Origin of the sequence: Corynebacterium frankenforstense (genome assembly GCF_030211955.1) — a bacterium.
In the GTDB taxonomy this organism is placed as follows: domain Bacteria; phylum Actinomycetota; class Actinomycetes; order Mycobacteriales; family Mycobacteriaceae; genus Corynebacterium; species Corynebacterium frankenforstense_A.
Genome location: NZ_JASODI010000021.1, coordinates 1 through 25734, shown reverse-complemented (window position 1 = coordinate 25734; position 25734 = coordinate 1). Strand labels below are relative to the sequence as shown.

General features: G+C 71.3%; 22 protein-coding genes. 10 read left to right on the top strand and 12 right to left on the bottom strand.

The annotated features are described in order from the left end of the window. Positions 1 to 8: 8 nt before the first annotated feature. The 3 genes from pstC to QP119_RS09950 all read right to left on the bottom strand — a co-directional run bounded on the left by pstC (position 9) and on the right by QP119_RS09950 (position 3621). Positions 9 to 1067, bottom strand: a complete 1059-nt coding sequence (gene pstC / locus QP119_RS09960) for a phosphate ABC transporter permease subunit PstC (protein ID WP_284775799.1) — start codon at positions 1065 to 1067, stop codon at positions 9 to 11. A 166-nt stretch (positions 1068 to 1233) separates the two neighbouring features. After that, entirely contained in the window at positions 1234 to 2295 is a 1062-nt protein-coding gene (gene pstS, locus QP119_RS09955) for a phosphate ABC transporter substrate-binding protein PstS (RefSeq protein ID WP_284775826.1), read from the bottom strand. Between the two features lie 318 nt (positions 2296 to 2613). Beyond that, entirely contained in the window at positions 2614 to 3621 is a 1008-nt protein-coding gene (locus QP119_RS09950; RefSeq protein ID WP_284775797.1) for a GNAT family N-acetyltransferase, read from the bottom strand. Between the two features lie 44 nt (positions 3622 to 3665). Between QP119_RS09950 and QP119_RS09945 the strand changes: the two genes are divergently transcribed. Further along, the gene (locus QP119_RS09945; RefSeq protein ID WP_284775796.1) at positions 3666 to 4454 is read left to right on the top strand and encodes a DUF2993 domain-containing protein; all 789 of its coding nucleotides are present in this window, start codon (positions 3666 to 3668) and stop codon (positions 4452 to 4454) included. 70 nt (positions 4455 to 4524) lie between these two features. Here the strand turns inward: QP119_RS09945 and QP119_RS09940 are convergent, their stop codons facing one another. Next, positions 4525 to 5625, bottom strand: a complete 1101-nt coding sequence (locus QP119_RS09940) for a diacylglycerol/lipid kinase family protein (RefSeq protein ID WP_284775794.1) — start codon at positions 5623 to 5625, stop codon at positions 4525 to 4527. Positions 5626 to 5872: 247 nt separating this feature from the next. Between QP119_RS09940 and QP119_RS09935 the strand changes: the two genes are divergently transcribed. Beyond that, positions 5873 to 6496, top strand: a complete 624-nt coding sequence (locus tag QP119_RS09935; protein ID WP_284775825.1) for an FABP family protein — start codon at positions 5873 to 5875, stop codon at positions 6494 to 6496. A 136-nt stretch (positions 6497 to 6632) separates the two neighbouring features. Here the strand turns inward: QP119_RS09935 and QP119_RS09930 are convergent, their stop codons facing one another. Beyond that, complete coding sequence (locus QP119_RS09930) at positions 6633 to 7601, bottom strand: aminodeoxychorismate lyase (protein WP_284775792.1); 969 nt, start codon at positions 7599 to 7601, stop codon at positions 6633 to 6635. 22 nt (positions 7602 to 7623) lie between these two features. Here QP119_RS09930 and QP119_RS09925 point away from each other — a divergent pair, with 22 nt between their 5' ends. After that, positions 7624 to 8751, top strand: coding sequence for a YgfZ/GcvT domain-containing protein (locus tag QP119_RS09925; protein WP_423777800.1), 1128 nt, complete (start codon positions 7624 to 7626; stop codon positions 8749 to 8751). A 198-nt stretch (positions 8752 to 8949) separates the two neighbouring features. Next, positions 8950 to 9192 (top strand): DUF3073 domain-containing protein, encoded by a 243-nt coding sequence (locus QP119_RS09920; RefSeq protein WP_211272327.1) that lies wholly within the window; start codon positions 8950 to 8952, stop codon positions 9190 to 9192. Positions 9193 to 9284: 92 nt separating this feature from the next. Here QP119_RS09920 and purM read toward each other — a convergent pair whose 3' ends face one another. The 3 genes from purM to QP119_RS09905 form a co-directional block, all read right to left on the bottom strand. Further along, a complete protein-coding gene (gene purM / locus QP119_RS09915; RefSeq protein ID WP_284775788.1) occupies positions 9285 to 10367 on the bottom strand; it encodes a phosphoribosylformylglycinamidine cyclo-ligase in 1083 nt (360 codons plus the stop codon). Continuing rightward, positions 10364 to 11923 (bottom strand): amidophosphoribosyltransferase, encoded by a 1560-nt coding sequence (gene purF, locus QP119_RS09910; RefSeq protein ID WP_284775786.1) that lies wholly within the window; start codon positions 11921 to 11923, stop codon positions 10364 to 10366. The genes purM and purF overlap by 4 nt, the downstream gene beginning before the upstream one ends. A 398-nt stretch (positions 11924 to 12321) precedes the next feature. Continuing rightward, entirely contained in the window at positions 12322 to 12705 is a 384-nt protein-coding gene (locus QP119_RS09905; protein ID WP_284775784.1) for a sterol carrier family protein, read from the bottom strand. 146 nt (positions 12706 to 12851) lie between these two features. Between QP119_RS09905 and QP119_RS09900 the strand changes: the two genes are divergently transcribed. Further along, positions 12852 to 13859 (top strand): acyl-CoA thioesterase, encoded by a 1008-nt coding sequence (locus QP119_RS09900; RefSeq protein WP_284775782.1) that lies wholly within the window; start codon positions 12852 to 12854, stop codon positions 13857 to 13859. 72 nt (positions 13860 to 13931) lie between these two features. On the opposite strand, the gene trhA is transcribed toward QP119_RS09900, so the two are convergent. Further along, positions 13932 to 14567, bottom strand: a complete 636-nt coding sequence (gene trhA, locus QP119_RS09895; protein WP_284775823.1) for a PAQR family membrane homeostasis protein TrhA — start codon at positions 14565 to 14567, stop codon at positions 13932 to 13934. A gap of 357 nt (positions 14568 to 14924) precedes the next feature. Between trhA and QP119_RS09890 the strand changes: the two genes are divergently transcribed. The 4 genes from QP119_RS09890 to QP119_RS09875 all read left to right on the top strand — a co-directional run bounded on the left by QP119_RS09890 (position 14925) and on the right by QP119_RS09875 (position 18710). Next, positions 14925 to 15980, top strand: a complete 1056-nt coding sequence (locus QP119_RS09890; RefSeq protein WP_284775780.1) for a FecCD family ABC transporter permease — start codon at positions 14925 to 14927, stop codon at positions 15978 to 15980. A 62-nt stretch (positions 15981 to 16042) separates the two neighbouring features. Further along, the gene (locus QP119_RS09885; RefSeq protein ID WP_284775777.1) at positions 16043 to 17074 is read left to right on the top strand and encodes an ABC transporter substrate-binding protein; all 1032 of its coding nucleotides are present in this window, start codon (positions 16043 to 16045) and stop codon (positions 17072 to 17074) included. 83 nt (positions 17075 to 17157) lie between these two features. Beyond that, positions 17158 to 17931: an ABC transporter ATP-binding protein gene (locus tag QP119_RS09880; RefSeq protein WP_284775822.1), complete on the top strand. Its 774-nt coding sequence runs from the start codon at positions 17158 to 17160 to the stop codon at positions 17929 to 17931. After that, on the top strand, positions 17928 to 18710 hold the full coding sequence (locus QP119_RS09875; protein WP_284775775.1) for a class I SAM-dependent methyltransferase: 783 nt from the start codon (positions 17928 to 17930) through the stop codon (positions 18708 to 18710). The genes QP119_RS09880 and QP119_RS09875 overlap by 4 nt, the downstream gene beginning before the upstream one ends. A gap of 412 nt (positions 18711 to 19122) precedes the next feature. Here QP119_RS09875 and purL read toward each other — a convergent pair whose 3' ends face one another. From purL to purS, 3 genes are read right to left on the bottom strand one after another with little or no spacing between them, the layout of a single operon-like run. Then, the gene (gene purL / locus QP119_RS09870) at positions 19123 to 21438 is read right to left on the bottom strand and encodes a phosphoribosylformylglycinamidine synthase subunit PurL (protein ID WP_284775774.1); all 2316 of its coding nucleotides are present in this window, start codon (positions 21436 to 21438) and stop codon (positions 19123 to 19125) included. A 38-nt stretch (positions 21439 to 21476) separates the two neighbouring features. Beyond that, entirely contained in the window at positions 21477 to 22184 is a 708-nt protein-coding gene (gene purQ, locus QP119_RS09865) for a phosphoribosylformylglycinamidine synthase subunit PurQ (RefSeq protein WP_284775772.1), read from the bottom strand. After that, positions 22181 to 22432 carry a phosphoribosylformylglycinamidine synthase subunit PurS gene (gene purS, locus QP119_RS09860; RefSeq protein ID WP_075664509.1) on the bottom strand — a complete coding sequence of 84 codons (252 nt, stop codon included), beginning with the start codon at positions 22430 to 22432 and terminating at the stop codon, positions 22181 to 22183. The genes purQ and purS overlap by 4 nt, the downstream gene beginning before the upstream one ends. Before the next feature lie 300 nt (positions 22433 to 22732). On the opposite strand from purS, the gene QP119_RS09855 reads away from it, so the two are divergent. Beyond that, positions 22733 to 25648 (top strand): ExeM/NucH family extracellular endonuclease, encoded by a 2916-nt coding sequence (locus tag QP119_RS09855; RefSeq protein WP_284775770.1) that lies wholly within the window; start codon positions 22733 to 22735, stop codon positions 25646 to 25648. The last annotated feature ends 86 nt before the right edge of the window (positions 25649 to 25734 follow it).

The window sequence follows — 25734 nt, the reverse complement described above, 5'->3', positions numbered from 1 at the left end:
CCACCTTCCTACTTGGACTTCACCATGGCGCGGGCGATGCTGTTGACCACGAAGGTCAGCAGGAACAGCACCAGGCCCGCGGCGATGTACGCGCCGGCGGAGATGTCGTTGTTGAACTCCGCCGCGGCATTGGCGATGGCGGTGGCGAAGGTGGTGCCACCGTCGAAGAGCGAGAACCGGAACTGCGAGGACGGCGAGACGACCATGTAGAGGGCCATGGTCTCACCGAGCGCGCGGCCGAGGCCGAGCATCGCGCCGGAGATGTAGCCCGACAGGCCGAAGGGCAGCACCGTCATGCGCACGACCTCCCACTTGGTGGCACCGAGGGCCTGGGCGGCCTCGATCTGCCCCTTGGGGGTCTGCACGAAGACCTCGCGGGCGGTGGCGGCGATGACCGGGAGGATCATCACGGCGAGCACCACGCCACCGGTGAACATGTTGCGGCCGGTGCCGAAGCCCGGCGAGTTGTCGTAGGTGGCGAAGAGGAAGAAGCCACCCGCCCAGCTGTGCAGCCAGTCGTAGAAGCCACCCAGGAAGGGCCCGAGCGTCTGCCAGCCCCACAGGCCGTAGACGATCGACGGCACGGCGGCGAGCATGTCGACGAGGTAGCCCAGCGGCTTGACCGCGCGCTTGGGGGCGTAGTTCGACAGGTAGATCGCCACGCCGAGGGCGATCGGCATCGCCAGCAGCAGGGCCACCAGCGAGATCAGGACGGTCACCGCGAACATGTTCGGGATACCGAACTGCATCGCGGTGGTGTCCTGGGTCTGCCAGGGGCCGGCGTAGGTCAGGAAGCCCCAGAGGCCGCCCTCGTTACGGGACAGCGAGGGGATCGCGCGCAGGATCAGAAACAGGCCGATCGCGGCGATGATGATGGTGATCAGGGTTGCTGCGGCGGTGGACAGGAACTCGAAGACACGGTCACCCGGTCGCTTGACCCCGGCGCCTTTGCTGGCCACCTTGGGTTCATCGGTGGCCGGGGCGGCGCCTCCGGTGGCGGTCTTACCGGCGAGGGCCGGGTCCCCGTCGAGCGTCTCGCGCTCGTCGACGTTCGGGGTGTTTGCCATGTGGCGGCGATCCTTCTTCACAAGATTTTTGCGTTTCTGGGGCGTTGGGCGTCCCGCCGACCGGGCAGGGCACCGTCACGCTGGCGCCGCAAAGCCCCCGAGGGTCCTCGGGGGCGTTTCTGCGGTCAGCCCGGCGTGACCGGGAGGCTGATGAACCTCGGTCAGGCTACTTGATGGCCTCGACGGCGGTCTCCAGGCGGTCGGCGTGCTCGCCGGTGACCGGGATGTAGCCGCGGTCGGCCAGCTCGTCGTCCTGGTGATCCAGGGCCAGGTTCAGGAAGCTCTTGAGGGTCTCGGCGGTCTCCGGCTTATCGGTGCCGCTGTAGTCGGAGCAGACGATCTCGTAGGTCGTCAGGACCAGCGGGTAGGCACCCTCGGTATCCATGGCGAACAGGGCGTCGGAGTCGACGACCATGTCGTTGCCCTCGGTCTCGAAGGTCAGGTTGTCGAGGGCCTTGGTGACGGACTCGTTGCCGAGCTCGACCGGACCGTGGCCGAAGTCGATGTTGGCGACCTCGACGTTCTCGTTCTGGTGGACGAAGCCGGCCTCGACGTAGGTGATGGCGCCGGCGGTGTTGTTGACCTCGGTGGCGACACCGTTGGAGCCGTTGGCGCCGGAGCCGACGGCGGTCGGGAACTGCTGGCCGTCGGTCTCCCAGATGTCCGGGGCGGCGGCCTTGAGGAACTTCTGGAAGTTGTCGGAGGTGCCCGACTCGTCGGAGCGGTAGACCACGGTGATGTCCTGGTCCGGCAGCTCGGTGCCCTCGTTGTCGGCGGCGATGGCCGGGTCGTTCCAGTTGGTGATCTCGCCCTTGAAGATCTTGGCGACGTTCTCGACGGACAGGTTCAGGTTGTCGACGCCGTCCAGGTTGTAGCCGATGGCGACCGGGCCGATGACGAACGGCAGGTGCCAGGCGTCAGCGCCGCCGCAGCGGTCCTTGGCAGGGTCGACCTGCTCCTCCTTCAGCGGGGAGTCGGAGCCGGCGAAGTCCGCCTGGCCGCCGATGAAGTTCTGGCGGCCAGAGCCGGAGCCGGAGGCGTTGTACGCGAGGCTGGAGCCGGTCTCAGAGAACTTGGTGCCGAAGTAGTCCATGGCGTTCTGCTGCGAGGAAGCACCCTCGCCGATCAGCTCGCCACCTTCGCCACCCTCAGAGCAGGCGGCCAGGGCGACAGAGGCGGTTGCGACGACGCCGAGGACGGCGGCGGAGCGCTTGAAGTTCTTCATCAGGGAAACCTTTCGCGATGCGGGACTCGTGGATGTCTCGTAGAGATAGAGAGCAACCAACGGGCCGTGCGCCTTCACGCCGAGGCGTGGACATGCCGGCTACCTCCGTTGCTCACGTGGCACCAACCTAAGAAACCGATGCGTACGCAGCGACAATGTAAGATGAACGGCTCGTTAACGGTGGGGGTCGCCGACAGAAACTTGCTTATAGACACCCTTGTTAGCTGTGTGTTGACGGGCACTCTCCGTAGAGACTTCCGGATAAGATCACAGAGTATGTCCGGTCATAATACCCCCGTTCGTGGGGGATAACGGACCGTTCTACTCGGCCGGCCCGTAGACCACGTGGCGCTCGGCCTCGGTGAAACCGCGGCGGCGGTACGCCTTGACGGCCGCCTCGTTGTCCGCCTCGACGTAGAGGATGACACGGTCCGCGCCCCGCCGCACCAGGTGCTCGAGGCCGACCTCGAGCAGCGGGTCGCCGAGCCGGCGGCCGCGGAAGTCGGAGGCCAGCCCGATGACGTAGACCTCGCCGACGGCCTCGCCGGCCGGCCCGCCGTGCCACTTCGTCCAGTGGAATCCGGCCAGCGGCGGCACAGATACCTCAGTGCCCTTGTCCCCGGCGGCGATGCCCTTGTCCCTGGCGGCGATGCCCTTGTCCCTGGCGGCGGTGACGGAGTCACCGCCGCCCCACAGCAGCCACACGTCGCCGGCCTCGAACCACTCGGCCTCCATCGCACGCTCGAGGCGCTCGCGGTCCCAGCTGCCCTGCTCGGGGTGCCAGGAGAAGGCCTCGTTGTTGGCCTTCAGCCACGCGTCGAGCACCGCGTCGCGGCCGAAGCGGCGCTCGGACTCCGCCAGGTCGAGGGCCAGGAAGCCCTCGCGCCCCACCTCGGCAACCCCGGGCGCACTGAAGGAGACGGACGCGGCGTCGGAAAGCGTCTCTCCGGCGACGGCGAGCACGAGCAGCTCACGCTGCGCGCCGTATCCCAGCTCGCGCGCGAAGGCGCGCGCGGGCTCCAGGTCGCCGTGCGCCCACAGCGGGATCGGCCCCAACTTCGCGACGAGCGCGCGGCCCACCCCGGCGCGTCGCGCTTCCGGGTCGACGACCAGCTCGGCGGACTCCCCGTCGGCGGCGGCCAGCCCCACCAGGGCGCCGTCGCGGGTGACGGTGAGGTGGCGGTGGCCCAGGCGGGCGTCGTCGAGGCCGAGCAGGAACTGCTCGGAGAGGGCCTCGAAGCCGTCGGCCTCAGCGGTGCGGGCGACCAGGTCGCGGGCGGTCGCGGCGTCGGGGGCGCCGGTGTGCACGGTGATCTCGCTTGCGGTCATGGCGCCCACCCTAGCCACGCGAGCCCCCGCTACAATGGCTCGTTGTGAAATTCTCCCGGAAACTGGTGCTCACCGGCGGCGTCGTGGTCGCCGTCGGCGCGTGCGGCATGCTTGCCGACGCCGCGGTGGCCGCCCGTGCGGAGGCGCACGTGGCGTCCGCCGTGGCCCGGGAGTCCAACCTGGAGATGGAGCCGCGCGTCTCCATCGGCGGCAGCCCGTACCTGGCCTCGACGCTGACCGGGGAGATCTCCGGGATGAGCGTCGAGGTGCTCGACGTGGACACCCCCGGCTTCGGCCTGGTCAACGCCTCCACCCAGCTCGACGGGCTGAAGGTGACCGCCGATCAGGTTCTCACCGGGGAGATCTCCGGGGCGCGCGCCGAGCTGAGCACCCGGCGCATCAGCCTCGACGGGGTGGCCGTCGGCGAGCAGCTGGGCATGACGGACCTGGACATCTCCAACCCCTACGACATCTCGCCGACCGGCGGCGGGGCGACCGAGGTGCAGTTGACCGGCACTCCGGAGGGCTTCTCGGACCCGGTGACGGTGCTGGCCACGCTGCGCCTCGACGGCGAGCACTTCACCATGCGCCCCTATGAGGTCCTCGAGGCCCCCGAGGGCCGCGAGGAGGAGGCCGCCGCGGCGTTCGCCTGGGACCTGGACACCCGGGTGCTGCCGCTGGAGTCGCGCGTGGAGTCGGTCGGGGTCAGCGGCGGCTCGCTGCGTTTCGAGGCGCAGCGGCGCAACATCACGGTGAGCCTCAGCGACCTCGCACCGATCGAGTCCTCCGAGGCCAGCGACTTCGACTCTACGGACTACGGCGCGGGGCGGTAGCGGGCGGCGCCGGGCCGGTGTGCCGGCGGCGCGCCTGCGCGGACCCGGCAGTCCCGGCGCGCGGCGCCCCCTAGCGCCAGCGCAGGAAGTCGCGCAGCACCTGCCCCGGTGTGCGGTCGCTGAAGCGGGTCTCCTCGCGCGGGGCGAAGACCTCGATGGCGTCGGGCACGGTGTGCAGGCGGATCTCGTCGAACTCGCCGGCCAGCTCCCCGTCGACCTGGAAGTTGCGCGGGCGCACGCTGCGCAGCGTGAGGTCCGCGGCGTCGTCGACGCGCACGGTGCGCTTCTCGATGAACCGCTCGAACCAGCGCGAGTGCCCCATGCCCAGCAGGTGCAGCATGCCGGCCACCCCGCCCACGCCGTCAAGGTGGGTCAGGCCGAACAGCCCGAGGCCGCGGTCGAAGGAGTTCGCCGGGTTGGTCACCACCGGCAGCGGGCCGAGGAAGGTCCACGGGTTCGTGTTCGAGGCGAAGAGCAGCGGCAGATCATCGAGCTCCATCTCCTCGCCGTCCACCGAGGTCGCCCGCACGCTGATCTGCGGCGGGTCGCGGCGGATGCGGTTCCAGGCCAGAAGCGAGGTCGTCAGGTAGAGCAGCGGGGTGGCCGCGAAGCCGCGCGAGCGGGCGCGCTCCATGCGGGCGATGACGTCGGCGTCGATGCCGAAGCCGGCGTTGACGCCGAACCAGTTGCCGTTCCAGCGGGCCAGGTGGATCGTGCGGAGCAGGTCCTCGCGCAGCAGCCGGGCCAACAGCTCCGCGGCGGCCACCGGATCCTGCGGGAAGCCCAGCGCGCGGGCGAAGACGTTGGCCGAGCCCGTCGGCAGCAGCGCGAGCGCCGGCAGCTCGGCCGGGTCGGGGGCGGGCGCGCCCGGCTCGGCCTCGGCGATCTGCGCCGGGTCGGTGTCGGCGGCCGCCCCTTCGGAACCGGCGGCGTCGCCGCCGAGCAGGCCGTTGATGATCTCGTTGAGCGTGCCGTCGCCGCCGACGCCGATGACGACGTCGTAGTCCTTCCGCGTCAGCCCGGAGCACAGCTCGACGGCGTGCTGCGGGTAGTGCGTGAACACGGACTTCAGCCGCAGGCCGGGCAGCGGCAGCAGGTGGGCGAGCACCTGCCGCATGACCTCGGGCCGCTGACCCGTCGAGTTCGGGTTCGTGATCAGGAGCGCGCGCATGCCCCCACCCTAACGGGGCGCCGCACTTCCGCAGCGCGACCCACGGCGCTGCCGCAGCGCGACCCACGGGCCCATCCTCCCGTCCGAGACCCCTCCCAGACCGCCGTTGTCGCGCGGGCCTTGTAGCCTGGTGCGCATGAGCCACGAGCACGACAACGCGCAGAACAACCCCGATTCCCGGGCGGACACCGCCGCCGACGCCCAAGCCGCGGGGAAGGCCGCCGGGCAGGGCGCGGACCAGCAGCCGATGAAGGCGCGCACCCTCGACGGCAACGAGGCGATCAACCTCGCCGCCGAGCAGTCCAAGGACACCGCCGGGCGCAACATCCCGAACCTGGGCGACCTGCCCGTGGCCGAGGACACCGCCAACCTGCGCCAGGGCCCGAACATCCACGACGGCCTGCTCGCCCTGCTGCCCCTCGTGGGCGTGTGGCGCGGCACCGGCGAGGCGGACACCGCCGAGGACGGCCAGTACGCCTTCGGCCAGCAGGTCACCTTCGCCCACGACGGCGAGAACTACCTCGTCTACGAGTCCCGCATCTGGAAGATCGACGAGAACGGCGAGGCGACCGGCCAGGACCAGCGCGAGTCCGGCTTCTGGCGCATCGACGCCAAGGACAACATCGAGATCGTGACCACGCACTCGACCGGTGTCGCCGAGATCTTCTACGGCAAGCCGATCTCCGAGCGCGCCTGGCAGGTCGAGTCGGCCTCCACCATGGTCACCGAGACCGGCCCGACGGCCCTCGGCCCCGGCAAGCGCCTCTACGGCCTGCTGCCCAACAACCACCTCGGCTGGGTCGACGAGCGCATGGTCGACGGCGAGCTGCGCCCGCGCATGTCCGCCGAACTGACCCGCTACGCCGGCTAGGCGCCGGCCCACCCGGGGGCTAGGCCCCGGCCACCCCGGGGCCAGGCGCCCACCCCGGCGCCCCGGCGCCGGGCAGCGCACCCACCCGGCACGCGCGCGCCCGCGCGGGGCAGGCGCGACGTCGTCAATTGAACGTCTAGGAACCCAGCGCGCCCTCGATGAGCGCGCGAACCTCCCCGGGGTCCCCGCCGGCCTCGAGGGTCTTGCCGTCCAGGGAGAGCACCCGGGCGGCCACGCGCACCGAGGAGACCAGCCACACGCTCTCGGCGGTCTTGAGGTCGCGCAGGTAGATGTCGCGCGCCTTGCAGCGCCAGCCGGCGGCCTCGGCGTGCTCGAAGAGCGCCGCCTGCGTGGTGCCCGGCAGCACCTCGCCGCCCGGCACCGGGGTGCGCAGCCGCTTCTTGGGCTTGGCCAGCACCACCGTCGAGGTCGCGCCCTCGAGCACGCGCGGGCCCTTATCGGGGTGCACGTCGCGGGGGTCGACGTAGATGACGTCGTCGGTGCCGTGGGCGTGCGCCCAGCGCAGCGCGGCCATGTTCGCCGCGTAGTTGAGCGTCTTCGCGCCCACCGTCAGCCAGGGCGCGACGCGACGCTCCTCGCCCGCCAGGCCGCCGCGGGTGACCTCGTCGACGCCCGGAAGCGTCGTGTCCACGCTGAAGCCGCGCGGGGTCGTCATCACCTTCACCCCGTTGGCGCGCTGGTCGAGGGTCTTCTGCGGGATGTCGCTGAGCACCAGCCACGCACTGGGGTAGCCGGTCGAGGCGCGCCCGCGGGTGTAGGTCCACACGCACTTGGCGTCGACGCCCTCGCCGCGCTCGGTCACCCAGGCCTCGGCGGCCTCGGCGGTCGCGCGCGCCCAGTACTCCGCGTCCGGCTCCGGCATGTCGAGCAGCCGCGCCGACGAGCGGAAACGCTCCGCGTGGCGGCGCAGGTTGGCGGCCTTGCCGTCGCGGATGAGCAGCGTCTCGAAGACGCCGTCGCCGCGGGTGACCGCCGCGTCGTCCCAGAAGATGAACGGCAGGTTCGGGTTGTTACGCCGGATCGAACCCCCGAACGGTTCCAGGACGAAGATGACGGGCGCTCGGGTTCCTTGTGGGACAGCCATACCTCGATTATGCCCGTTTCGCATGGCTACCATCGGGGGCGTGACGGATTCGCAGACCTACCGCTCCCCCCTTCTGGATCTCCCGGTCGCCACGCCGGCGAACCCGGACGACCCCGCGGCCACAGGTATCGACGCCGCCGGCGTCGCCTGGCACTACGGCGACCCCCTCGGCGAGCAGCGCGCCGCCGCCCAGGGCCCCGTGTTCATCGACCGCTCGCAGCGCGGCGTGCTGCGCGTGGCCGGCGAGGAGGCCGCGGAGTTCCTCAACAACCTGCTCTCCCAGAAGCTCGACGACGCCGAACCCGGCTTCTCCGCCGAGGCGCTGGACATGGACTCCCAGGGCCACGTCGCCCACCACGCCTTTGTCACCCGCACCGCCGACGCCTTCTACCTCGACCTCCCGGCCGCGCAGGCCGAGTCGCTGCGCGGCTACCTCGAGCGGATGATCTTCTGGTCCAAGGTCACCGTCGAGCCCACCGGGCTGGGCGTGGTCACCGTCCTGGGTGGCACGGGTTCAATTGACGACGTCCCGCTGCCCCGCGTCGCCGTCTCCCGCACCGTGGACTGGGCGGGCCCCGCCCGCACCGACTTCCTCGTCGAGCGCGGGGAACTGGCAGGCTTAGCCGCCGCCCTGACGGGAGCCGGCGTGCAGCCAGCGGGGCTGATGACCTGGACGGCCGCGCGTGTGGCCGCCATGGAGCCGGAGCACGGCGCGGACCTGGACGACAAGTCCATCGCCCACGAGGTCGCCCACTGGATCGGCCGCCACGGGCACGCCGGCGCGGTGCACCTGCACAAGGGCTGCTACCGCGGCCAGGAGACCGTCTCGCGGGTGGAGAACATCGGCCGCTCCCCGCGGCTGATGGTGCTGCTCCAGCTCGACGGGTCGGCCCCCGAGCTGCCGGTGCCGGGCACGGACATCACCGCCGGGCCGGGCGGGCGCCGCGTCGGGCAGCTGGGCACGGTGGTGCACCACTTCGAGGACGGGCCGGTCGCCCTGGGGCTGGTCAAGCGCTCGGCGCTCACCGGCGGGCAGCTGCAGGCCGGCGAGGCCGCAGCGGTGGTCGACCCGGACAGCCTGCCGGTCGACGAGGGCGAGCACGCCGGGCGCGCGGCGATCGACCGGCTGCGCGAGGCGCGGCGGGGCTGAGGCGGCGGGGGCGCCGGCGGGACTGACGAAACTTAACCGCACTTTCGCCAGCTTTGCCTTATAAGTAGTGCTCAGGGCCCATTGCAGAAATTTGTTCGCGTACCCGCTATCCTGTCTTACAGGAATAATCACGATTGAACAGCCGATGGGTTATCCGAATTGCCCTGGATAGTCCCGAACTCCAAGGGGGTCATGGCCATGGGCCGCGGACGCGCGAAGGCGAAGCAGACGAAGGTCGCACGCCGGTTGAAGTACTACACGCCCGAGATGGACCTTGAGTCGCTGCAGCGGGAGCTGGCCGGTAAGTCCGGCCAGGACTCCCACGACGACGGGTATGACGACTACGAGGACTACGACGAGTACGAGGACCCGTACGCCGCCTACATCGACGACGAGGACGACACGGAGGACGGCGACGGCCGGGCCACCGGTAGCCGCTGATCTCCGTCCCCGGGTCTTTGCGCGGGCGGTGAACGTCGAAGCGCCGGCCCCTCCCCCAGCGGGAGGGACCGGCGCTTCGTTGTGTGTGGGGCTCAGTAGCCGGGGTGGCTGCCGGTCAGCTCGACGCGCTCCTCGCCGTCGGCGGACTCGGTGACGGTGCCCAGCTCCCAGGACGGGATGTGGCGGGCCGCCAGCATCGCCAGCGCGCGGTCACGGTCGTTGGCCGAGACGACGGCGACCATGCCGACGCCCATGTTGAAGGTCTTCTCCATCTCCTCCTGGCTGACCTGGCCGAGGGACTGGATGGTGCGGAAGATCTGGCCCGGGGTCCAGGTGCCGCGGCTCAGGCGGGCCGTGAGGTTCTCCGGGATCACGCGGGAGAGGTTGCCCGCCAGGCCACCGCCGGTGACGTGGCAGAAGGTCTTGACCTCGCACTCGGCGGCCAGGGCCAGGCAGTCCTGCGCGTAGATGCGCGTCGGCTCCAGCAGCTCCTCGCCCAGCGGGCGGCCCAGCTCCTCGACGTAGCCGTCGAGCGGCAGGCCGGCGCGCTCGAGGAGCACGTGGCGGGCAAGCGAGTAGCCGTTGGAGTGCAGGCCCGAGGAGGCCATGCCGATGACGACGTCACCGGCGCGCACCCGGTCGGGGCCGAGCAGCTCGTCGGCCTCGACGACGCCGACGGCGGTGGCCGAGACGTCGTACTCGCCCTCCTCCATCAGGCCGGGGTGCTCGGCGGTCTCGCCGCCCAGCAGCGCGCAGCCGGCCTGGACGCAGCCCTCGGTGATGCCGGAGACGATCTCGGCGACGTGCTCGGGCACGACCTTGCCGATGGCGATGTAGTCCTGCAGGAAGAGCGGCTCAGCGCCGCAGACCACCAGGTCGTCGACGCACATGGCCACCAGGTCGATGCCGATGGTGTCGTGCTTGCCGACGGCCTGCGCCACAGCCAGCTTGGTTCCCACACCGTCGGAGCCGGCGGCCAGCAGCGGCTGGCGGTACTCGCCCAGGGCGAAGAGCCCGGCGAAGCCGCCGAGTCCGCCGCGGACCTCGGGGCGGGTGGCTTTCTTGGCCAGCGGGGCGAACAGCTCGACGGCGCGGTCGCCGGCGGCGATGTCCACGCCGGCCGCCGCGTAGGAGGCCCCGGTCTGCTCGCCGGAGGCGGCCTCGTTCTCACTCATCCGTTCAGGTTTCCTTTCGATTCGGCGGCCATGACCAGGTCGTTGAACTCATCTGCGCTGCCGCAGTGCTGGAGGGCCGCCACGACCTCCGCGTTGTCGTTGCCCACGGGCACACCCAGCGGGTAGTGCCCGTCGAAGCAGGCGCAGCACAGCTCGTCGCGGGACTGCTCGGTCGCTTCGACCATCGCGTCGACGGAGACGAAACCGAGCGAGTCGGCGCCGATGGCGGTGCAGATCGAGGAGACCACGGTCTCCTCGTCGGCCGCCGACGACGAGTTGGCGATCAGCTCCCCGGGGCTGGCGAAGTCGATGCCGTAGAAGCACGGCCACTTCACCGGCGGGGAGGCGATGCGCACGTGCACCTCGGCCGCACCGGCCTCGCGCAGCATGCGGATCAGGGCGCGCTGGGTGTTGCCGCGCACGATCGAGTCGTCGACGACGATCAGTCGCTTGCCCTCGATCATGTGGCGCAGCGGGTTGAGCTTGAGTCGGATGCCCAGCTGGCGCAGCGTCTGGGTGGGCTGGATGAAGGTGCGGCCCACGTAGGCGTTCTTGACCAGGCCCTGCCCGAAGGGGATGCCGGACTCCTGGGCGAAGCCGACGGCCGCCGGGGTGCCGGACTCGGGCACCGGCATGACCAGGTCGCCGTCCGCCGGATACTCGCGGGCCAGGCGCCGGCCGATCTCGATGCGCGCGGCGTTGACCGGGCGGTTGCGGATCACGGAGTCCGGGCGGGCCAGGTAGACGTACTCGAAGACGCAGCCGCGGGGGCGCGGCCTGGCGAAGCTCTCCGAGCGGATGCCCGTGTTGTCCACGGCGACCAGCTCGCCGGGCTCGATCTCCCGGACGAAGGAGGCGCCGACGATGTCGAGCGCGCAGGTCTCGGAGGCGATGACCCATCCGCGCTCGAGCCGGCCGAGGGCCAGCGGGCGCACGCCCTGCGGGTCGCGGGCGGCGTAGAGGGTCTTGCCGTCGGTGAAGGTCAGGCAGAACGCGCCGGTCACCCGCGGCAGCAGCTCACGGGCGGCCTCGAAGATGCCGGTCTCGCCGTGCACGCCGTCGGCGAGCAGGGCGGTCAGCACGGTCGTGTCGGAGGCGTCCTCACGGTCGATCAGGCCCTTGGAGACGGCCTCGTCGCGCAGCTGGACGTAGTTGACCAGGTTGCCGTTGTGCCCCAGGGCGATGTCCAGGCCGTCGCGCGTCGAGCGGAACATCGGCTGGACGTTGGACCAGTCCTTGCCACCGGCGGTCGAGTAGCGGGTGTGGCCGATGGCCACGCTGCCCTCGAAGGCGCTGAGCAGGGACTCGTCGAAGACCTGGGAGACCAGGCCCATGTCCTTGTAGACCACGATCCGGTCGCCGTCGCCCGTCGCGATGCCCGCGGCCTCCTGGCCGCGGTGCTGGAGGGCGAACAGCCCGAAGTAGGTGAGTTTGGCTACTTCCTCACCCGGAGCCCACACACCGAAGACGCCGCATTCCTCGCGCGGCTCGTTCTCGCCGCGGTCGTCGAGGTCCGCGGCGACGCCGTGCGGTCCGGGACAGTTCTCGATTGCCACGTCTTTCATCTTAACGGCCCGTTGTTGCGGGACACTAACGCCCTTGCCCGGGATCGGCCCCGGACGGCGGTGCGGGCTCCGATCCTCCGGTTCTGCCGGGGCACCAGGTCCCGCAGCTCGGCCGCCGGGGCCCACCATCCCTCTCGGTAGGGCCCGAGCCGACAGCTGCGCCCCATCTGCACCATCAGCACCAGGACCGGTGCCCGATGGACTCACCGGTGGGCATTTTGGGCGGGTTTGCCCGAGAGTCCGAAAACTGACCCGGGAAAACGTCACGCCGGCCCGACAAACCTACACAAAATGCCCACGGGCCCCGATCCCGGCAGCGCCCGGCCAGAACCCCAGACCCCAGCCGAGCCAAGAACCCCCGACCCCGGCCGAGCCAGACCCCCGAAACCTCACTCCAACGGCACAACCGGCAGATGCCCGGCAACCTCCCCGGCACGCGAGCCGGAGGACTCGACCCGCCCGCCGGCCACGGCGGCGTCGAAGTCCTCGAGCCCGGTGGCCAGCCGCAGCCACTGCAGGTCAGCACACTCGACGACGTTGGGCGGGGTGCCGCGGGTGTGGCGCGGCCCCTCGACGCACTGCACGGCGACGAACGGCGGCACGCGCAGCTCGACGGTGTGGCCGGGTGCCTCCTGTGCCAGCGTGCGGGCGGTGGCGCGCACGGCCGCGGCCACCGCCGGGCGGGCGGGCCGGTCCACGGTGTCGGGGTCGCGGACCCAGTCGGCGACGGCGAGGACGGCGGCACGCGCCTCTGCGGGATCGACCTTCTTCATGGCCGCCAGCCTAACCCCACCCGCCCGCCCCGCGGCTCGCGCGCGACGCGGGTAACCTGGCCTCGGGTGGACGCCCCGGGTGCGCTGCGGCGGGACGTCGGAAAGCAATAAGTGAAGCAACGAGTGAAGTGACAGGAAGAAGGACCATGGCCGAGACCACCGCCGAGCCCCAGACCCCCTCCCCCTCGGTGACGCTGAGGTTCATGGCGGCACCGACCGACGTGCTCATGGCCGGCGCCAGCGGGGTCTCCGGCGGCCGCGTGCTGGAGTGGATCGACAAGGCGGCCTACGCGTGCGCCACCCAGTGGTCGGGCACCTACTGCGTGACGGCCTACGTCGGCCACATCCACTTCACCCGCCCGATCCCCTCGGGCCACATGGTCGAGGTCCGCTCGCGCATCGCGATGACGGGCCGGTCCTCGATGCACATCGTCAACGAGGTCCTCTCGGCCGACCCGCGCGACGGCCACTTCTCCCCGGCCTGCGACTGCCTGGTCATCTTCGTGGCCAAGGACACGGCGACGGGCCGCTCGCAGGCGGTGCCGAAGTTCCACCCGGCCAACAAGGAGGAGGAGCGCGTCTGGCAGGCCGCCGAGTCGCGCATCGAGCTGCGCAAGGCCATCGAGACGGAGATGGCCAAGCAGACCTACGACGGCCCCTCGGACGCCCCGCGCCTGATCACGCGCTTCCTGGCGAAGCCGACGGACATCAACTGGGGCGGCAAGGTGCACGGCGGCACGGCCATGGAGTGGATTGACGAGGCCGGCACCGCCTGCACGATGGAGTGGTCCGGCATCCGCACCGTCGCGGTCTACGCGGGCGGCATCCGCTTCTACCAGCCGATCTCGATCGGCGACCTCATCGAGGTCGACGCCCGCATGATGCGCACCGACGCCCGTTCGATGCAGATGTCGATCCACGTGCGCGCCGGCGACGCCCACCGCGGCCGCGACGAGCTCGAGACCGCCATCCACGCCACGGTGACCTACATCGGCCTCGGCGTCGACGGCGAGCCGCAGCTGGCGCGCACCTTCGTCCCAGAGACCGAGGAGGACAAGCGCCTCGCCGAGCACGCCAACACCCTGCGCGAGCTGCGCGGGCACTACTCGCCGCTCTCGCTGACGCCGCAGGTCACCCACCAGCGCATCGACTAGTTCAATTGACGACGCCCGCGGTTCCCGCCGCGGGCGTTTCCCTTGCGGTTGGGCGGTTGCGCCGCGCGCACGTCACCCGCCCTGGACGACGACCATCCAGACGGCCACCAGGTGCACGATCGCGGCGATGATCGTCGCGGTGTGGAAGTGCTCGTGGTAGCCGTACCAGCGGGCGCTGCGGCCCGGCCAGCGTGCTCCGTAGACCACCGCGCCCAGGCTGTAGACGACGCCGCCGGCGAAGAGCAGCCAGACCACGGCGGGGCCGGCGGAGTGCCACAGCTGCGGGATGAGCGGGACGATCAGCCAGCCGAGCGCGAGGTAGACCGCGACGTCGAGCCAGCGGGGGTGGCCGATCCACACGAGGTTGAGCACCACCCCGCCTACCGCGCCGAGCCACGCGGTGCCGAGCATCCAGGCGGCCTGGGCCGGTTCGAGGACGATCAGGCACAGCGGGGTGTAGGTGGCGGCGATGAAGACGGCGATGGTGGCGTGGTCGGCCCGGCGCCACCAGCGCACGGCGGCCTCGCTGCGCCAGGGGCCGCGGTGGTAGGCCGCGGAGACGCCGAAGAGGGTGAGCAGACCGACGGCGTAGACGGTCACCCCGAGGGCCTGCCACCAGGGCAGGGTCATCCAGGCGAAGGTGGTCAGCACCGTGCCGGAGACCACCGAGAGGCCGGCGGCCACCAGGTGGAACCAGCCGCGGATCAGAGGGCGCGGGCCGCGGTCGACGAGGGGCCGGCGGCGTCGCGGGGCGTCGGCGCCGTCCGGGCCGACGGGGCCGGGCGCACCGCCGCGCTGCCCCGGGCGCGCCGGATCCGTGCCGGTCGCAGCACCGGTCGCCGGGCCGGTCTCGGCGGGGCGGCGGGCACTGGTCTCGTGGAGTCCCGGAGTCACGGTGGTCCCCCTCGTAAGGTTTTCCTACGGTCGCGTAGGTACGCTACCGCGCCCGGGCATCCCACGCCAGCACAACATCCGGGATCACCCCCGCCGCAGCCCTCCCCACCGCCGCCGGAACCGGCAAACATTCAATTGATCTAGGAACCGTTTGAATGTAGGCTGGTCGCCATGACCGACACCCTGGGCCTGGCCGCCGCCCGCCGCCGCACCGCGCTGTGGACACTGGCCCTGACCGTCGCTCTGGCGATCACCTTCATCGTCGGCGTCGGCGCCGGGCCGGTGCCCATCCGCCCCACCGAGACCCTCCAGGTCGTCTCGCACCACCTCCTCGGCACCGCGCTCGAGGGTGCGGCCGTCCACGACGCGATCATCTGGGAGATCCGGGTGCCGCGCGTGATCCTCGGCGGACTCGTCGGCGCGGGCCTCGCGCTCTCCGGCGCGATCCTGCAGACGCTCGTGCGCAACATGCTGGCCGACCCCTTCGTCCTCGGCGTGAACTCCGGCGCCTCCACCGGCGCGGCACTGGCCATCCTCTTCGGCCTCGGCGCGGGACTGGGCGACTACGCCCTGCAGGGCAGCGCCTTCATCGGCGCGCTGGCCGCCTCCCTGCTGCTGTGGGCCGTGGCCCGCTCGCAGGGCCGGCTGACGTCGATCCGCCTGCTCATGGCGGGCGTGGCCATCGGCTACGCGCTCTCGGCGGTGACCAGCTTCCTCATCTTCGCCTCCGACTCCGCGGAGTCCTCGCGCTCGGTGATGTTCTGGCTGCTCGGCTCCCTGGGCCTGGCCGGCTGGGACGGCCCGCTCGTCGTCATCGCCGTCATCGTCGTCGCCTCCGTGGCGCTGCTGATGCTGCTGGCCCGCAACCTCGACGCGCTGGCCGTCGGCGACGAGACCGCCCTGACCGCGGGCGTAGACCCGGAGAAACTGCGCGCCGGCCTGCTGGTGATCACCTGCCTGCTCGTCGGCGGCATCGTCGCGATGGCCGGCTCCATCAGCTTCGTCGGTCTGGTCGTGCCCCACCTGGCCCGCCGCTTCGTCGGCGGCGCGCACCGCGCGGTCATCCCGGTCAGCGCGCTGGCCGGGGCGATCCTGCTGATCTGGGCGGACATCGGGGCGCGCACTCTGCTCGCCCCGCGCGAGCTGTCCATCGGCATCATCACCGCGCTGGTCGGCGCACCCTTCCTGCTGATCCTGGTGCGCCGCATGTACGCCCCGGCGAACTGAGACCGCCAACCGAGACACACCAACTGAAAAACCCAACTGACACTTCCCCGAAAGGACCCCAGATGAACTCCTTCACCCGCCCCCGCCGCGCCCGCGGATCCCGCCGCGCCCTCGCGACCCTGGCCTGCTGCACGCTGGTGCTGCCGCTGGCCGCCTGCGGCGCAAACGGCGAGGGAACCGCCGACGGCGAGGGGGGCGGCGTCGCCAATCAAGCCGCCGTCAGCGTCGAGAACTGCGGCGAGACCGTCGACTTCGACGCCGCGCCGGAGCGGGTGACCACGCTCAAGCCGGCGTCGATCGCCACGCTCAACGCGCTCGGTGTGCTCGACCGCGTCACCGCGCGCGCCGGCCAGTACCCCACCGAGTACTACGACGACGCCACCAACGCGAAGATCGCCGAGATCCCGAGCATCACCGACAAGCTCGACGCCTCCGGACACCTGCAGATCTCCAAGGAGGAGATCGTGGCCACCTCGCCGGACCTCGTGCTCGGCTTCACCGACACCGTCAACCGCCAGACCATGGGCGACACCGGCGGGGTGCGCATGCTCGAGGAGCCCGGCTTCTGCGACGCCCTGAAGTCGCCGGTGACCTGGGACGACGTCTACGACGAGGTGCGCCTCTACGGCAAGGTCTTCGACCGTGAGGACAAGGCCGACGAGGTCGTGGCGGACCTCGAGAAGCGCGTCGCCGAACTGGCGAACAAGGCCAGCGGCGAGGGCCGCTCGGTCGCCGTGCTCTACCCGACCGTAGGCGGCGGCGTGACCTACGCCTACGGCACCGGATCGATGTCGCACCCGATCGTCGAGTCCGCCGGGCTGGAGAACGTCTACGGAGACTCCTCCGAGCGCGTCTTCGAGGTCACCGCCGAGGACCTCCTCGCGCGCGACCCCGACGTGATCATCGCGCTCTACTCCGAGGGCGAGGCCGGGCCGGTGGTTGACGCGGTCAAGCAGATCAAGGGCTTGGAGAACTCGAACGCCGTGCGCGAGAACCGCATCATGCCGCTGCTGCTCAACTTCGCCGAGCCGCCGACGCCGCTGGCCGTCGACGGTCTGGAGAAGGTCGACGAGTTCCTGGAGAACAATCAGTGACATCCGGTGAGGGCGCGGCCGGCGGCAGTGCAGGCGCGGAGGCCGGCGCAGGGCGCGTCGGCGATGTGAACAGCGCCGCCGGCATCCGCGCGCGCGGGCTGACGCTGAACCGCGGGCGCAAGCGCGTGCTCGACGGCGTCGACCTCGACGTACCGCCGTCCGGGGTGCTGGGACTTGTCGGGCCGAACGGCTCGGGCAAGACGACGCTGCTGCGCTGCCTCTACGGGTCGCTGGACCCGGACGCCGGCTCGGTGATGGTGGGCGACCGCGCGCTGGGCTCGATCCCACGCAAGCAATTGGCCCGCGAGATAGCGGTGGTCACCCAGGAACAGGAGTCGGACATCCCGATCCGCGTGGCGGACCTGGTCATGCTCGGTCGCCTACCCTACTTGGGCGCGACGGCCCGCCCGCGCGCCGAGGACGAGCGCATCGTCGAGGCCGCACTCGATTCGCTGGGCGCCCTGGACCTCGCCCCGCGCGACGTCCAGTCGCTCTCCGGCGGCGAGCGCCAGCGCGCGCTCATCGCCCGCGCGCTCGCCCAGGAGACCCCGTACCTCTTCCTCGACGAGCCGACCAACCACCTCGACGTGCGCTACCAGTACGAGCTGTTGAACCTGGTCGCGAACCGGGAGGGGTCAACGGTTGTGGTCCTCCACGACCTGAACCTGGCCGCGCGCTACTGCGACCGGCTCGTGCTGCTCGACCACGGCGGCGTCGTCGCGGCGGGCACCCCCGACGAGATCCTGCTTCCCGAGGTCCTCGAGCCCGTCTACCGCACCCGCGTCGACCGCGTCGACGTCCACGGGCGCATCGTGCTGCTCTTCGACACCTTCAAGGAGGACCAGGAGCCGAAATGACCACTTCCCTGCGCACCGACCTGACTCAGCTCCAAGAGCGGCTCGACCGCTACTGGTCCGACCGCGCCGCGGCCTACCACGGCAACCAGATGCACGGCCGCCGCGCCCGCGTCGACCGCGAGCTGTGGGCCGGCGTCTTCGCCGCGCACCTGCCCGCACCGCCGGCCCGCGTCCTCGACTGTGGCACCGGCTCGGGCTACCTCGCCTTCCTGCTCGCCGACCTCGGTCACGCGGTCGTCGGCGTGGACACCGCCGAGGGCATGCTCGCCGCCGCGCGCTCCGAGCTCGATTGCCGACGTCGCGCCGCCGCACCCTTGGCCCGTTTCGTGCGCGCCGACGCCGTCTCACCCGCCCCCGGCCTGGCCGCGGCCGGCGTCGGGACGGGCGTGGGCTTTGACACCGTGGTCTCGCGTTTCCTGCTGTGGACCCTGCGCGACCCGGTCGCCGCCGTCCGGTCCTGGTCCGGGCTGCTCGCCCCGGGAGGCCGGGTGGTCTGCGTGGACGCGAACTGGTTTCCCGAGGGCACCGTGGGTGACCTCGAGGTCGAGTCGGCCGGCGGTCCGGACGAATTCGCCCGGACCTACACGGACGAGACGGTCCGGACGCTGCCCTTGGCCGGATCCCGCGGGCCGGAGGCCTTCGCCGAGGTCTTCCGCGAGGCGGGGCTGAGGGACGTTCAGGTCGAGGAGGTGCCGCGGGTCCAGGAGCTGGACGCGGAGCTGGGCACCGCCCCGGGCCACGAGTCCCGCCCGCACTACGTGGTCAGCGGGCGGGTGTAGCAGCGGGGCGGGGTCGGTCGGGGGCCCGGGGCCGGCCGGGAGGTCCGGGGCACCGCTCCTGCCCCATTTCCCCGGGACTGCCTGATTTTCCCCGGGACTGCCTGATTTTCCCGGTCTGGCTACCCGCTATCCCCAGGGACGGCTCCCCGACCCGACTTTTTGTGTCATCCCAGCCCGACCGGTTCTCATCGACCTGGGAAAACGCGGGTCGTTGAATTCCCCCATGACACATTTTCCCGGTACCCCGGGCCGCAACACCCCGACGGCCAGCGAAACCGTCGGCCCGACCCCCAGCCCCCCGGCCCCCAACACCCCCGAAGCACGAAAGAGCCACCGCACCGTCCTCCGGCACGGCGACTCTCCCGGAACTTCCCGGGGCATCACCCCAGGACCAGGGCGAAGCCCCGCTCCCCTACAGCTCCTCGAGCTCCTCGGGGTTCGAGTTGGCACCCACGGCATGCCCGAACAGGTCGGGGAGCGTGGCGGACCAGGCCTCGGTCAGCTCGTCCAGGTCGGCGGTGAACGCGTCGTCCTCGCCGATGACCTTCAGCTCACGCGAGTCCGCGACGGTCTTGCCCACCGGGATGAACGGCACGCCGGCCTCGCCGAGCAGGCTCTCGACGGCGTCGGCGCGGTCCGCGGTGGTCGCGATGACCGCACGCGAGGCGGACTCGGAGAACAGCGCGGTGAACAGCTCCTCGTGCACCGCGGTCAGATCCAGGTCCACACCCAGGCCGGAGCGCATCGCCATCTCCACGACCGCCTGGGCGATGCCGCCCTCGGAGCAGTCGTGCGCGGCGGTGAGCAGGCCGTGCGCGGCGGCCGGCACGAAGAAGTCTGCCAGGCGCTCCTCGTCGGCGAGGTCGACCTGCGGGGGCAGGCCGTTGAGCCCACCGCCGGAGATCTCCTGCCAGACGGAGCCGCCGAACTCCTCGTGCGTCTTGCCCAGCACGTAGATGTACTCGGGCTCGGGCACGCTGCCCAGGTCGTGGCCGGTGGCGTCCGCGACGTCGTCAATCACGCCGAGCACGCCGACGAGCGGGGTCGGCAGAATCGGCTCGTCACCTGTCTGGTTGTAGAAGGAGACGTTGCCGCCGGAGACCGGGATGCCCAGCTCCTGGGCGCCGTCGGCCAGGCCGTGGACGGCCTCGCGGAACTGCCACATCACGTCGGGGTTTTCCGGGGAACCGAAGTTGAGGCAGTTGGTCACGGCGACCGGGCGGGCACCGGTGACGGCGACGTTGCGGTAGGCCTCGGCCAGCGCCAGGCGCGCGCCGGTGTTCGGGTCGAGCTTGGTGTAGCGGCCCGAGGCGTCGGAGGCGACGGCCACGCCGCGTCCGGTCTCCTCGTCGATGCGCAGCACGCCGGCGTCGGAGTTGAGCGCCTTGACGGTGTTGCCGCGCACGTAGCGGTCGTACTGCTCGGTGATGTGCGCACGCGAGCACAGCGCCGGGGAGGCGACCATCTTCTTGAGCGCCTCGGCCAGGTCGGCCGGCCGCTCGACCGGCTGCTGGACCTGCAGCTCGTCCTGCCAGGCCGGGCGGGCCCAGGGGCGGTTGTACTGCGGGGCGTCGTCGGCGATGGTGTGGGCCGGGGCGTCGAAGACGACCTCGCCCTGGTGGGTCATGATCAGGCGGTCGCCGGGGGCGACCTCGCCGATCTCGGCGCAGGTGACGTCCCAGTGGGCGCAGATCTCGCGGAAGCGCTCGACGTTCTCCGGGGTGACCACGGCGCACATGCGCTCCTGGGACTCGGAGGCCAGGATCTCGGCGGCGGTCATGTCCTTGGCGCGCAGCGGGACATTGTCCAGGTTGACGCGCATGCCGCCGTCGCCGTTGGCGGCCAGCTCGCTGGTCGCGCAGGCCAGGCCGGCGCCGCCCAGGTCCTGGATGCCGACGACCACGCCGGCGGCGTAGAGGTCGAGGCAGCACTCGATGAGCACCTTCTCAGCGAAGGGGTCGCCGACCTGGACGGCCGGCAGCTTGCGCTCGGCGCCCTCGGTGAAGGTGTCGGAGGCCAGCACGGACACGCCGCCGATGCCGTCGAGGCCGGTGCGCGAGCCGAAGAGCATGACCTTGTTGCCGGTGCCGGAGGCGAAGGCCAGCTTCAGGTCGTCGGAGCGCAGCGTGCCCACGCACAGGGCGTTGACCAGCGGGTTGCCGGCGTAGGTGGCGTCGAAGGAGGTCTCACCGCCGATGTTGGGCAGGCCCAGGCAGTTGCCGTAGTGCGAGATGCCGTCGACCACGCCGGGCAGCACGCGCTGGGTGTCGGCGGCGTCAGCCGGGCCGAAGCGCAGCTGGTCCATCACGGCGACCGGGCGCGCGCCCATGGCCATGATGTCGCGGACGATGCCGCCGACGCCGGTGGCGGCGCCCTGGTGCGGCTCGACGTAGGAGGGGTGGTTGTGCGACTCGACGCGGAAGGTCACCGCGTTGCCGTCGCCGATGTCGACCACGCCGGCGTTCTCGCCGATGCCGGCGAGGATCTTCTCGGCCATCTCGTCGGTGGTGGTCTCACCGAAGTAGCGCAGGTGGACCTTGGAGGACTTGTAGGAGCAGTGCTCGGACCACATCACGGAGTAGACGGAGAGCTCGGCGTCGGTGGGGCGCCGGCCCAGGATCTCCTTGATGCGGTGGTACTCGTCGTCTTTGAGGCCGAGCTCGCGGTAGGGCTGCTCGGCGTGCGGGTCGGCCTGCGCCGCGGCGACGGTGTCGTTGTGGACGGTCATGGTGTGGGGGAACTCCCTTCGGGCTTCGGGCGCGACGGTCAGGCGGCGATGGTGCCGACCGCGGAGACGAACAGCTTGAGGCCGTCCGTGGACGGGCCGGTCAGCGGGTCGATGGCGTGCTCGGGGTGCGGCATGAGGCCGACGACGCGGCCGTTGGCGCTGCAGATGCCGGCGATCGAGTTCATCGAGCCGTTGAAGTTGTCGGTGTAGCGGAACACCACGCGGCCCTCACCCTCGAGCTCGGCGAGCGTCTCGGCGGAGGCCTGGAAGCGGCCCTCGCCGTGCTTGGCCGGGATGAGGATCCCGGCGCCGTCACCGGGGACCGAGCCGGACCCCGAGACCGAGCCCGCGTCGAGGCCGTGGGTCCAGGCGGTGTCGGTGTTCTCGACGGTGAGCACGGTGTCCACGCAGTGGAAGCTCAGGTTCTGGTTGCGGGTGAGCGCCCCGGGCAGCAGGTGGGCCTCGGTGAGGATCTGGAAGCCGTTGCAGATACCCAGCACCGGCATGCCCTTGCCCGCGGCCTCGACGACGGCGCCCATCACGGGCGCGATCGCGGAGATCGCGCCGCTGCGCAGGTAGTCGCCGTAGGAGAAGCCGCCGGGGACCACCACGGCGTCGACGCCCTTGAGGTCGGCGTCGGCGTGCCAGAGCGCCACGGCCTCGGCACCGGCGTAGCGCACGGCGCGCGCGGCGTCGACGTCGTCGAGGGTGCCGGGGAAGGTGATGACTCCGATGCGGGCGGTCACTGCGCCTCCCCCGCGGCCTCGACGACGACCTCGAAGTCCTCGATGACGGTGTTGGCCAGCAGGGTCTCGGCGACCTTCTCCAGCTCGGCGCGGTCGACGGAGTCGTCGACCTCGAGCTCGAAGCGCTTGCCCTGGCGCACGTCGGCGACGCCTTCGACGCCGGTGCGGTGCAGGGCGCGGACGACGGCCTGGCCCTGGGGGTCCAGGATCTCCGCCTTGGGCATGACATTGACTACTACACGGGCCACAGGTCTCCCCTTTTTGGGCTTCGCAGGTATCGGTACGTCACAGAGCCTACCGCCCCGGTGCTGCGGAAACTAAGCCCCGCCCACCTCGCTCACCCGCCCGGGCCCCGCCCGCGCCGGGCAGAGTGAGCCGCGCGGGGGTGAACCTGCGGTGGCGTGCGGTTGGCGCGCGGCGGAATTCTTCCCGCCCCGGGGGTGAACGCGCTGGCGCCGGGCGCGGGCGTCGCCCCTACACCCTGCCGACAGCCGCCTGGGCGCTGATAATGAGCTCGTCCCCTGTCTCCTCCCAGGAAGCGTGCAGATATGACGCCCCCGCGCCCCTCCCCCTCCGATTTCCGACGTCCCGTCGCCCCGACCGTGCGCGGTCCCCTGCGCCGTCCGGTGCGCCGTGCCGTGACCGCCGCCCTGACGGCCGCGGTCACGGCGGCCGCCGGCTCGATCGTCGTCCCGCAGGCCGTGGCCGCCCCGGACGGCTCCAACGTGGTCATCAACGAGGTCTACGGCGGCGGGGGCAACTCCCGCGCCGTGTTCAACCGTGACTTCGTCGAGCTCTACAACCCGACCGACGAGGCGATCAGCGTCGAGGGCTGGACCCTCGACCAGCAGTCCACCAAGGGCAACTCCGGTGCGGCGACGACGCTGACCGGCGAGGTCCCGGCCGGCGGCCACCTGCTGATCGCCGGCGCCGGCGGCGACAACGGCGAGGAGCTTCCGGGCGTCGACCTCGAGGCGGGCTTCAACTTCAGCGCCAAGCAGGCCATCGCCGAGCTGACCGACGCCGACGGCGAGGTCGTCGACCTGGTCGGCTGGGGTTCCGCCCAGAACTTCGAGGGCGCCCCGGCGGCCGCCACCTCCAACACCACCTCGGTGCAGCGCGCCGAGGACGGCGTGGACACCGACGACAACTCGGTCGACTTCACCGTGGACACCCCGACCCCGCAGGCCTCCGACGACGCCGCGGACCCGGGCGACGGTGACGACTCCGACGACGGCTCCGACGGCGATGACGGCTCCACCCCGGTCGAGCCGGGCGAGCGCGTCACCGCCGCCGAGGTCCAGGGAACCGGGCCGACCACCCCGCTGGACGGCCAGACCGTCACCGTCGAGGGCGTGGTCACCGCGGCCTACCCCGAGGGCGGCTTCGACGGCTTCTACCTGCAGGACCCGGGCACCGGTTCCGAGGAGCCGAAGGCCGGCGACGCCTCGCACGGCCTGTTCGTCTACACCGGTCCCGGCAAGGAGCTTCCCGAGGTCGGTGCCTCGGTGGCCGTCACCGGCACCGCGGGCGAGCACTACGAGCTGACCCAGATCAAGGCCACCGACGTCGAGCCGGTCGAGGACCTCGAGCCCGTCGTCGCCCTCGAGATCGAGGCCATTCCCGCCGGCGACGAGGCCCGCGAGGCCTTCGAGGGCATGCTGGTCAAGCCGACCGGCGACATGACCGTGACCGGCAACTACAACCTCAACCAGTTCGGCACCGTGCAGCTGGCCACCGGCGACGAGCCGTACCTGCAGGCCACCGAGGTCCACGAGCCGGACACGGCCGCGGACTCGCCGGTGCAGAAGCTGACCGAGGAGCAGACCGAGGAGGTGCTCGTCCTCGACGACGGCCGCTCGCGCAACTACCTGCGCGGCGACCAGGCGACCCCGCTGCCGTGGATCGCCCAGGACGACGCGAAGACGATCAAGTCGCTGCGCACCGGCGACGCGGTGGACTTCGCCCACCCGGTGGTCCTGGACTACCGCTTCGAGGCCTGGTCGCTGCAGCCGACCGCCCCGGTGACCGGCAACACCGCCGGCGCCGACCTGCCGATCACGTGGGAGGACTCGCGTCCGGCCGCGCTCGAGGCGATCGACTCCGTCGAGGGCGACTACTCGATCGCCAGCTTCAACGTGCTCAACTACTTCACCTCGCTGGGCGCCGACCACAACTGCAGCTCCTACAACGACCGTGAGAACAACCCGGTCACCGCGCGCAACTGCACGGTGCGCGGCGCCTACACCGCCGAGGCCCTGGGCGACCAGGAGCGCAAGATCGTCGCGGCGATCAACCGCCTCGACGTCGACGTGCTGGGTCTCGAGGAGATCGAGAACACCTACTCGGTGACCGGTTCGAAGGACCGCCGCGACGAGGCGCTCTCCCGCCTGGTCGACGCGCTGAACGCCGCCGGCGGCAACTGGGCCTACGTGCCCTCCCCGGAGGAGACCGGCACCGCCGAGGACGTCATCCGCACCGCCTTCATCTACAACCCGGACACCGTCGAACCGGTCGGCGAGTCGCGCATCTTCGACAACGAGGCCTTCACCGGCCTGGCCCGCCAGCCGCTGGCCCAGGAGTTCCGCGCCGCCGGCGCCGGCGACGACGCCGACGACACCGACGAGACTGACGACGCCGCCCGCGTCGCCGACGATGCCGACGAGGGCACCGAGGCGGAGGGCACCGAGGCCGACGACGCCGCGGGCTCCGACGACGCCGAGAGCTTCGTCGCCGTGGTCAACCACTTCAAGTCGAAGGGCTCCGTGGCCAACAACGACGCCGACTCCGGCGACGGCCAGGGCAATAACCCGAACGTCCGCGCCCGCCAGGCCGAGGCCCTGCTGGCCCACCTGGACGAGCAGGAGGACTGGGCGGACACCCCGACCTTCATCCTGGGCGACCTGAACTCCTACTCCAAGGAGCGCACCCTGGCCGTGCTCGAGCACGGCGGCTACACCAACATCGCCGAGGAGCACGACGCCGGCATCTCCTACCAGTTCTCCGCGCGGCTGGGCTCGCTCGACCACGCGCTGGGCAACGCCGCGGCGATGGACCGCGTCGTCGACGCGAAGGTCTGGGACATCAACGCCGATGAGCCGCTGGCCTTCGAGTACTCGCGACGCAACTACAACGTCGTCGACTTCTACCAGGACGACCCGGAGAACATCGTCTTCCGCGCCTCCGACCACGACCCGGTCAAGGTCGGCTTCAACCTGAAAGACTCCGACGACGACAAGCCGGGCGACGACGACAACGGCAAGCCGAGCGACGACAACAAGCCGGGCAACGACGGCTCGAGCGGCTCCTCGACCCTGCCGGTCGGCAGCTCCGCCGCCCTGGGCGTCATCGGCGCCCTGGTCGTGGTGCTCGGCCTCGGCGGCATCATCGCCTGGGCGTTCCAGCAGTTCGCCCCGGCTGAGCTGCGCGACCAGATCGAGCGCATGACCGGCATCCGCATCTAGCGCACGGTCGGCCGGCGGGCTCCCCGCTGGCTCACCGCACGCCTTAAACCCGGCGCGCCCGCCACGAGGAACTCCCCGCGGCGGGC

Coding starts and splice junctions, on each gene's coding strand:
- QP119_RS09890 (WP_284775780.1), top strand. CDS start 14,925: ATGACCGACACCCTGGGCCTGGCCGCCGCCCGCCGCCGCACCGCGCTG.
- purM (WP_284775788.1), bottom strand. CDS start 10,367: ATGAGTGAGAACGAGGCCGCCTCCGGCGAGCAGACCGGGGCCTCCTAC.
- QP119_RS09940 (WP_284775794.1), bottom strand. CDS start 5,625: ATGCGCGCGCTCCTGATCACGAACCCGAACTCGACGGGTCAGCGGCCC.
- QP119_RS09855 (WP_284775770.1), top strand. CDS start 22,733: ATGACGCCCCCGCGCCCCTCCCCCTCCGATTTCCGACGTCCCGTCGCC.
- QP119_RS09905 (WP_284775784.1), bottom strand. CDS start 12,705: ATGAAGAAGGTCGATCCCGCAGAGGCGCGTGCCGCCGTCCTCGCCGTC.
- QP119_RS09885 (WP_284775777.1), top strand. CDS start 16,043: ATGAACTCCTTCACCCGCCCCCGCCGCGCCCGCGGATCCCGCCGCGCC.
- pstC (WP_284775799.1), bottom strand. CDS start 1,067: ATGGCAAACACCCCGAACGTCGACGAGCGCGAGACGCTCGACGGGGAC.
- QP119_RS09900 (WP_284775782.1), top strand. CDS start 12,852: ATGGCCGAGACCACCGCCGAGCCCCAGACCCCCTCCCCCTCGGTGACG.
- QP119_RS09920 (WP_211272327.1), top strand. CDS start 8,950: ATGGGCCGCGGACGCGCGAAGGCGAAGCAGACGAAGGTCGCACGCCGG.
- QP119_RS09930 (WP_284775792.1), bottom strand. CDS start 7,601: ATGGCTGTCCCACAAGGAACCCGAGCGCCCGTCATCTTCGTCCTGGAA.
- QP119_RS09925 (WP_423777800.1), top strand. CDS start 7,624: ATGGCTACCATCGGGGGCGTGACGGATTCGCAGACCTACCGCTCCCCC.
- QP119_RS09935 (WP_284775825.1), top strand. CDS start 5,873: ATGAAGGCGCGCACCCTCGACGGCAACGAGGCGATCAACCTCGCCGCC.
- QP119_RS09875 (WP_284775775.1), top strand. CDS start 17,928: ATGACCACTTCCCTGCGCACCGACCTGACTCAGCTCCAAGAGCGGCTC.
- QP119_RS09950 (WP_284775797.1), bottom strand. CDS start 3,621: ATGACCGCAAGCGAGATCACCGTGCACACCGGCGCCCCCGACGCCGCG.
- purL (WP_284775774.1), bottom strand. CDS start 21,438: ATGACCGTCCACAACGACACCGTCGCCGCGGCGCAGGCCGACCCGCAC.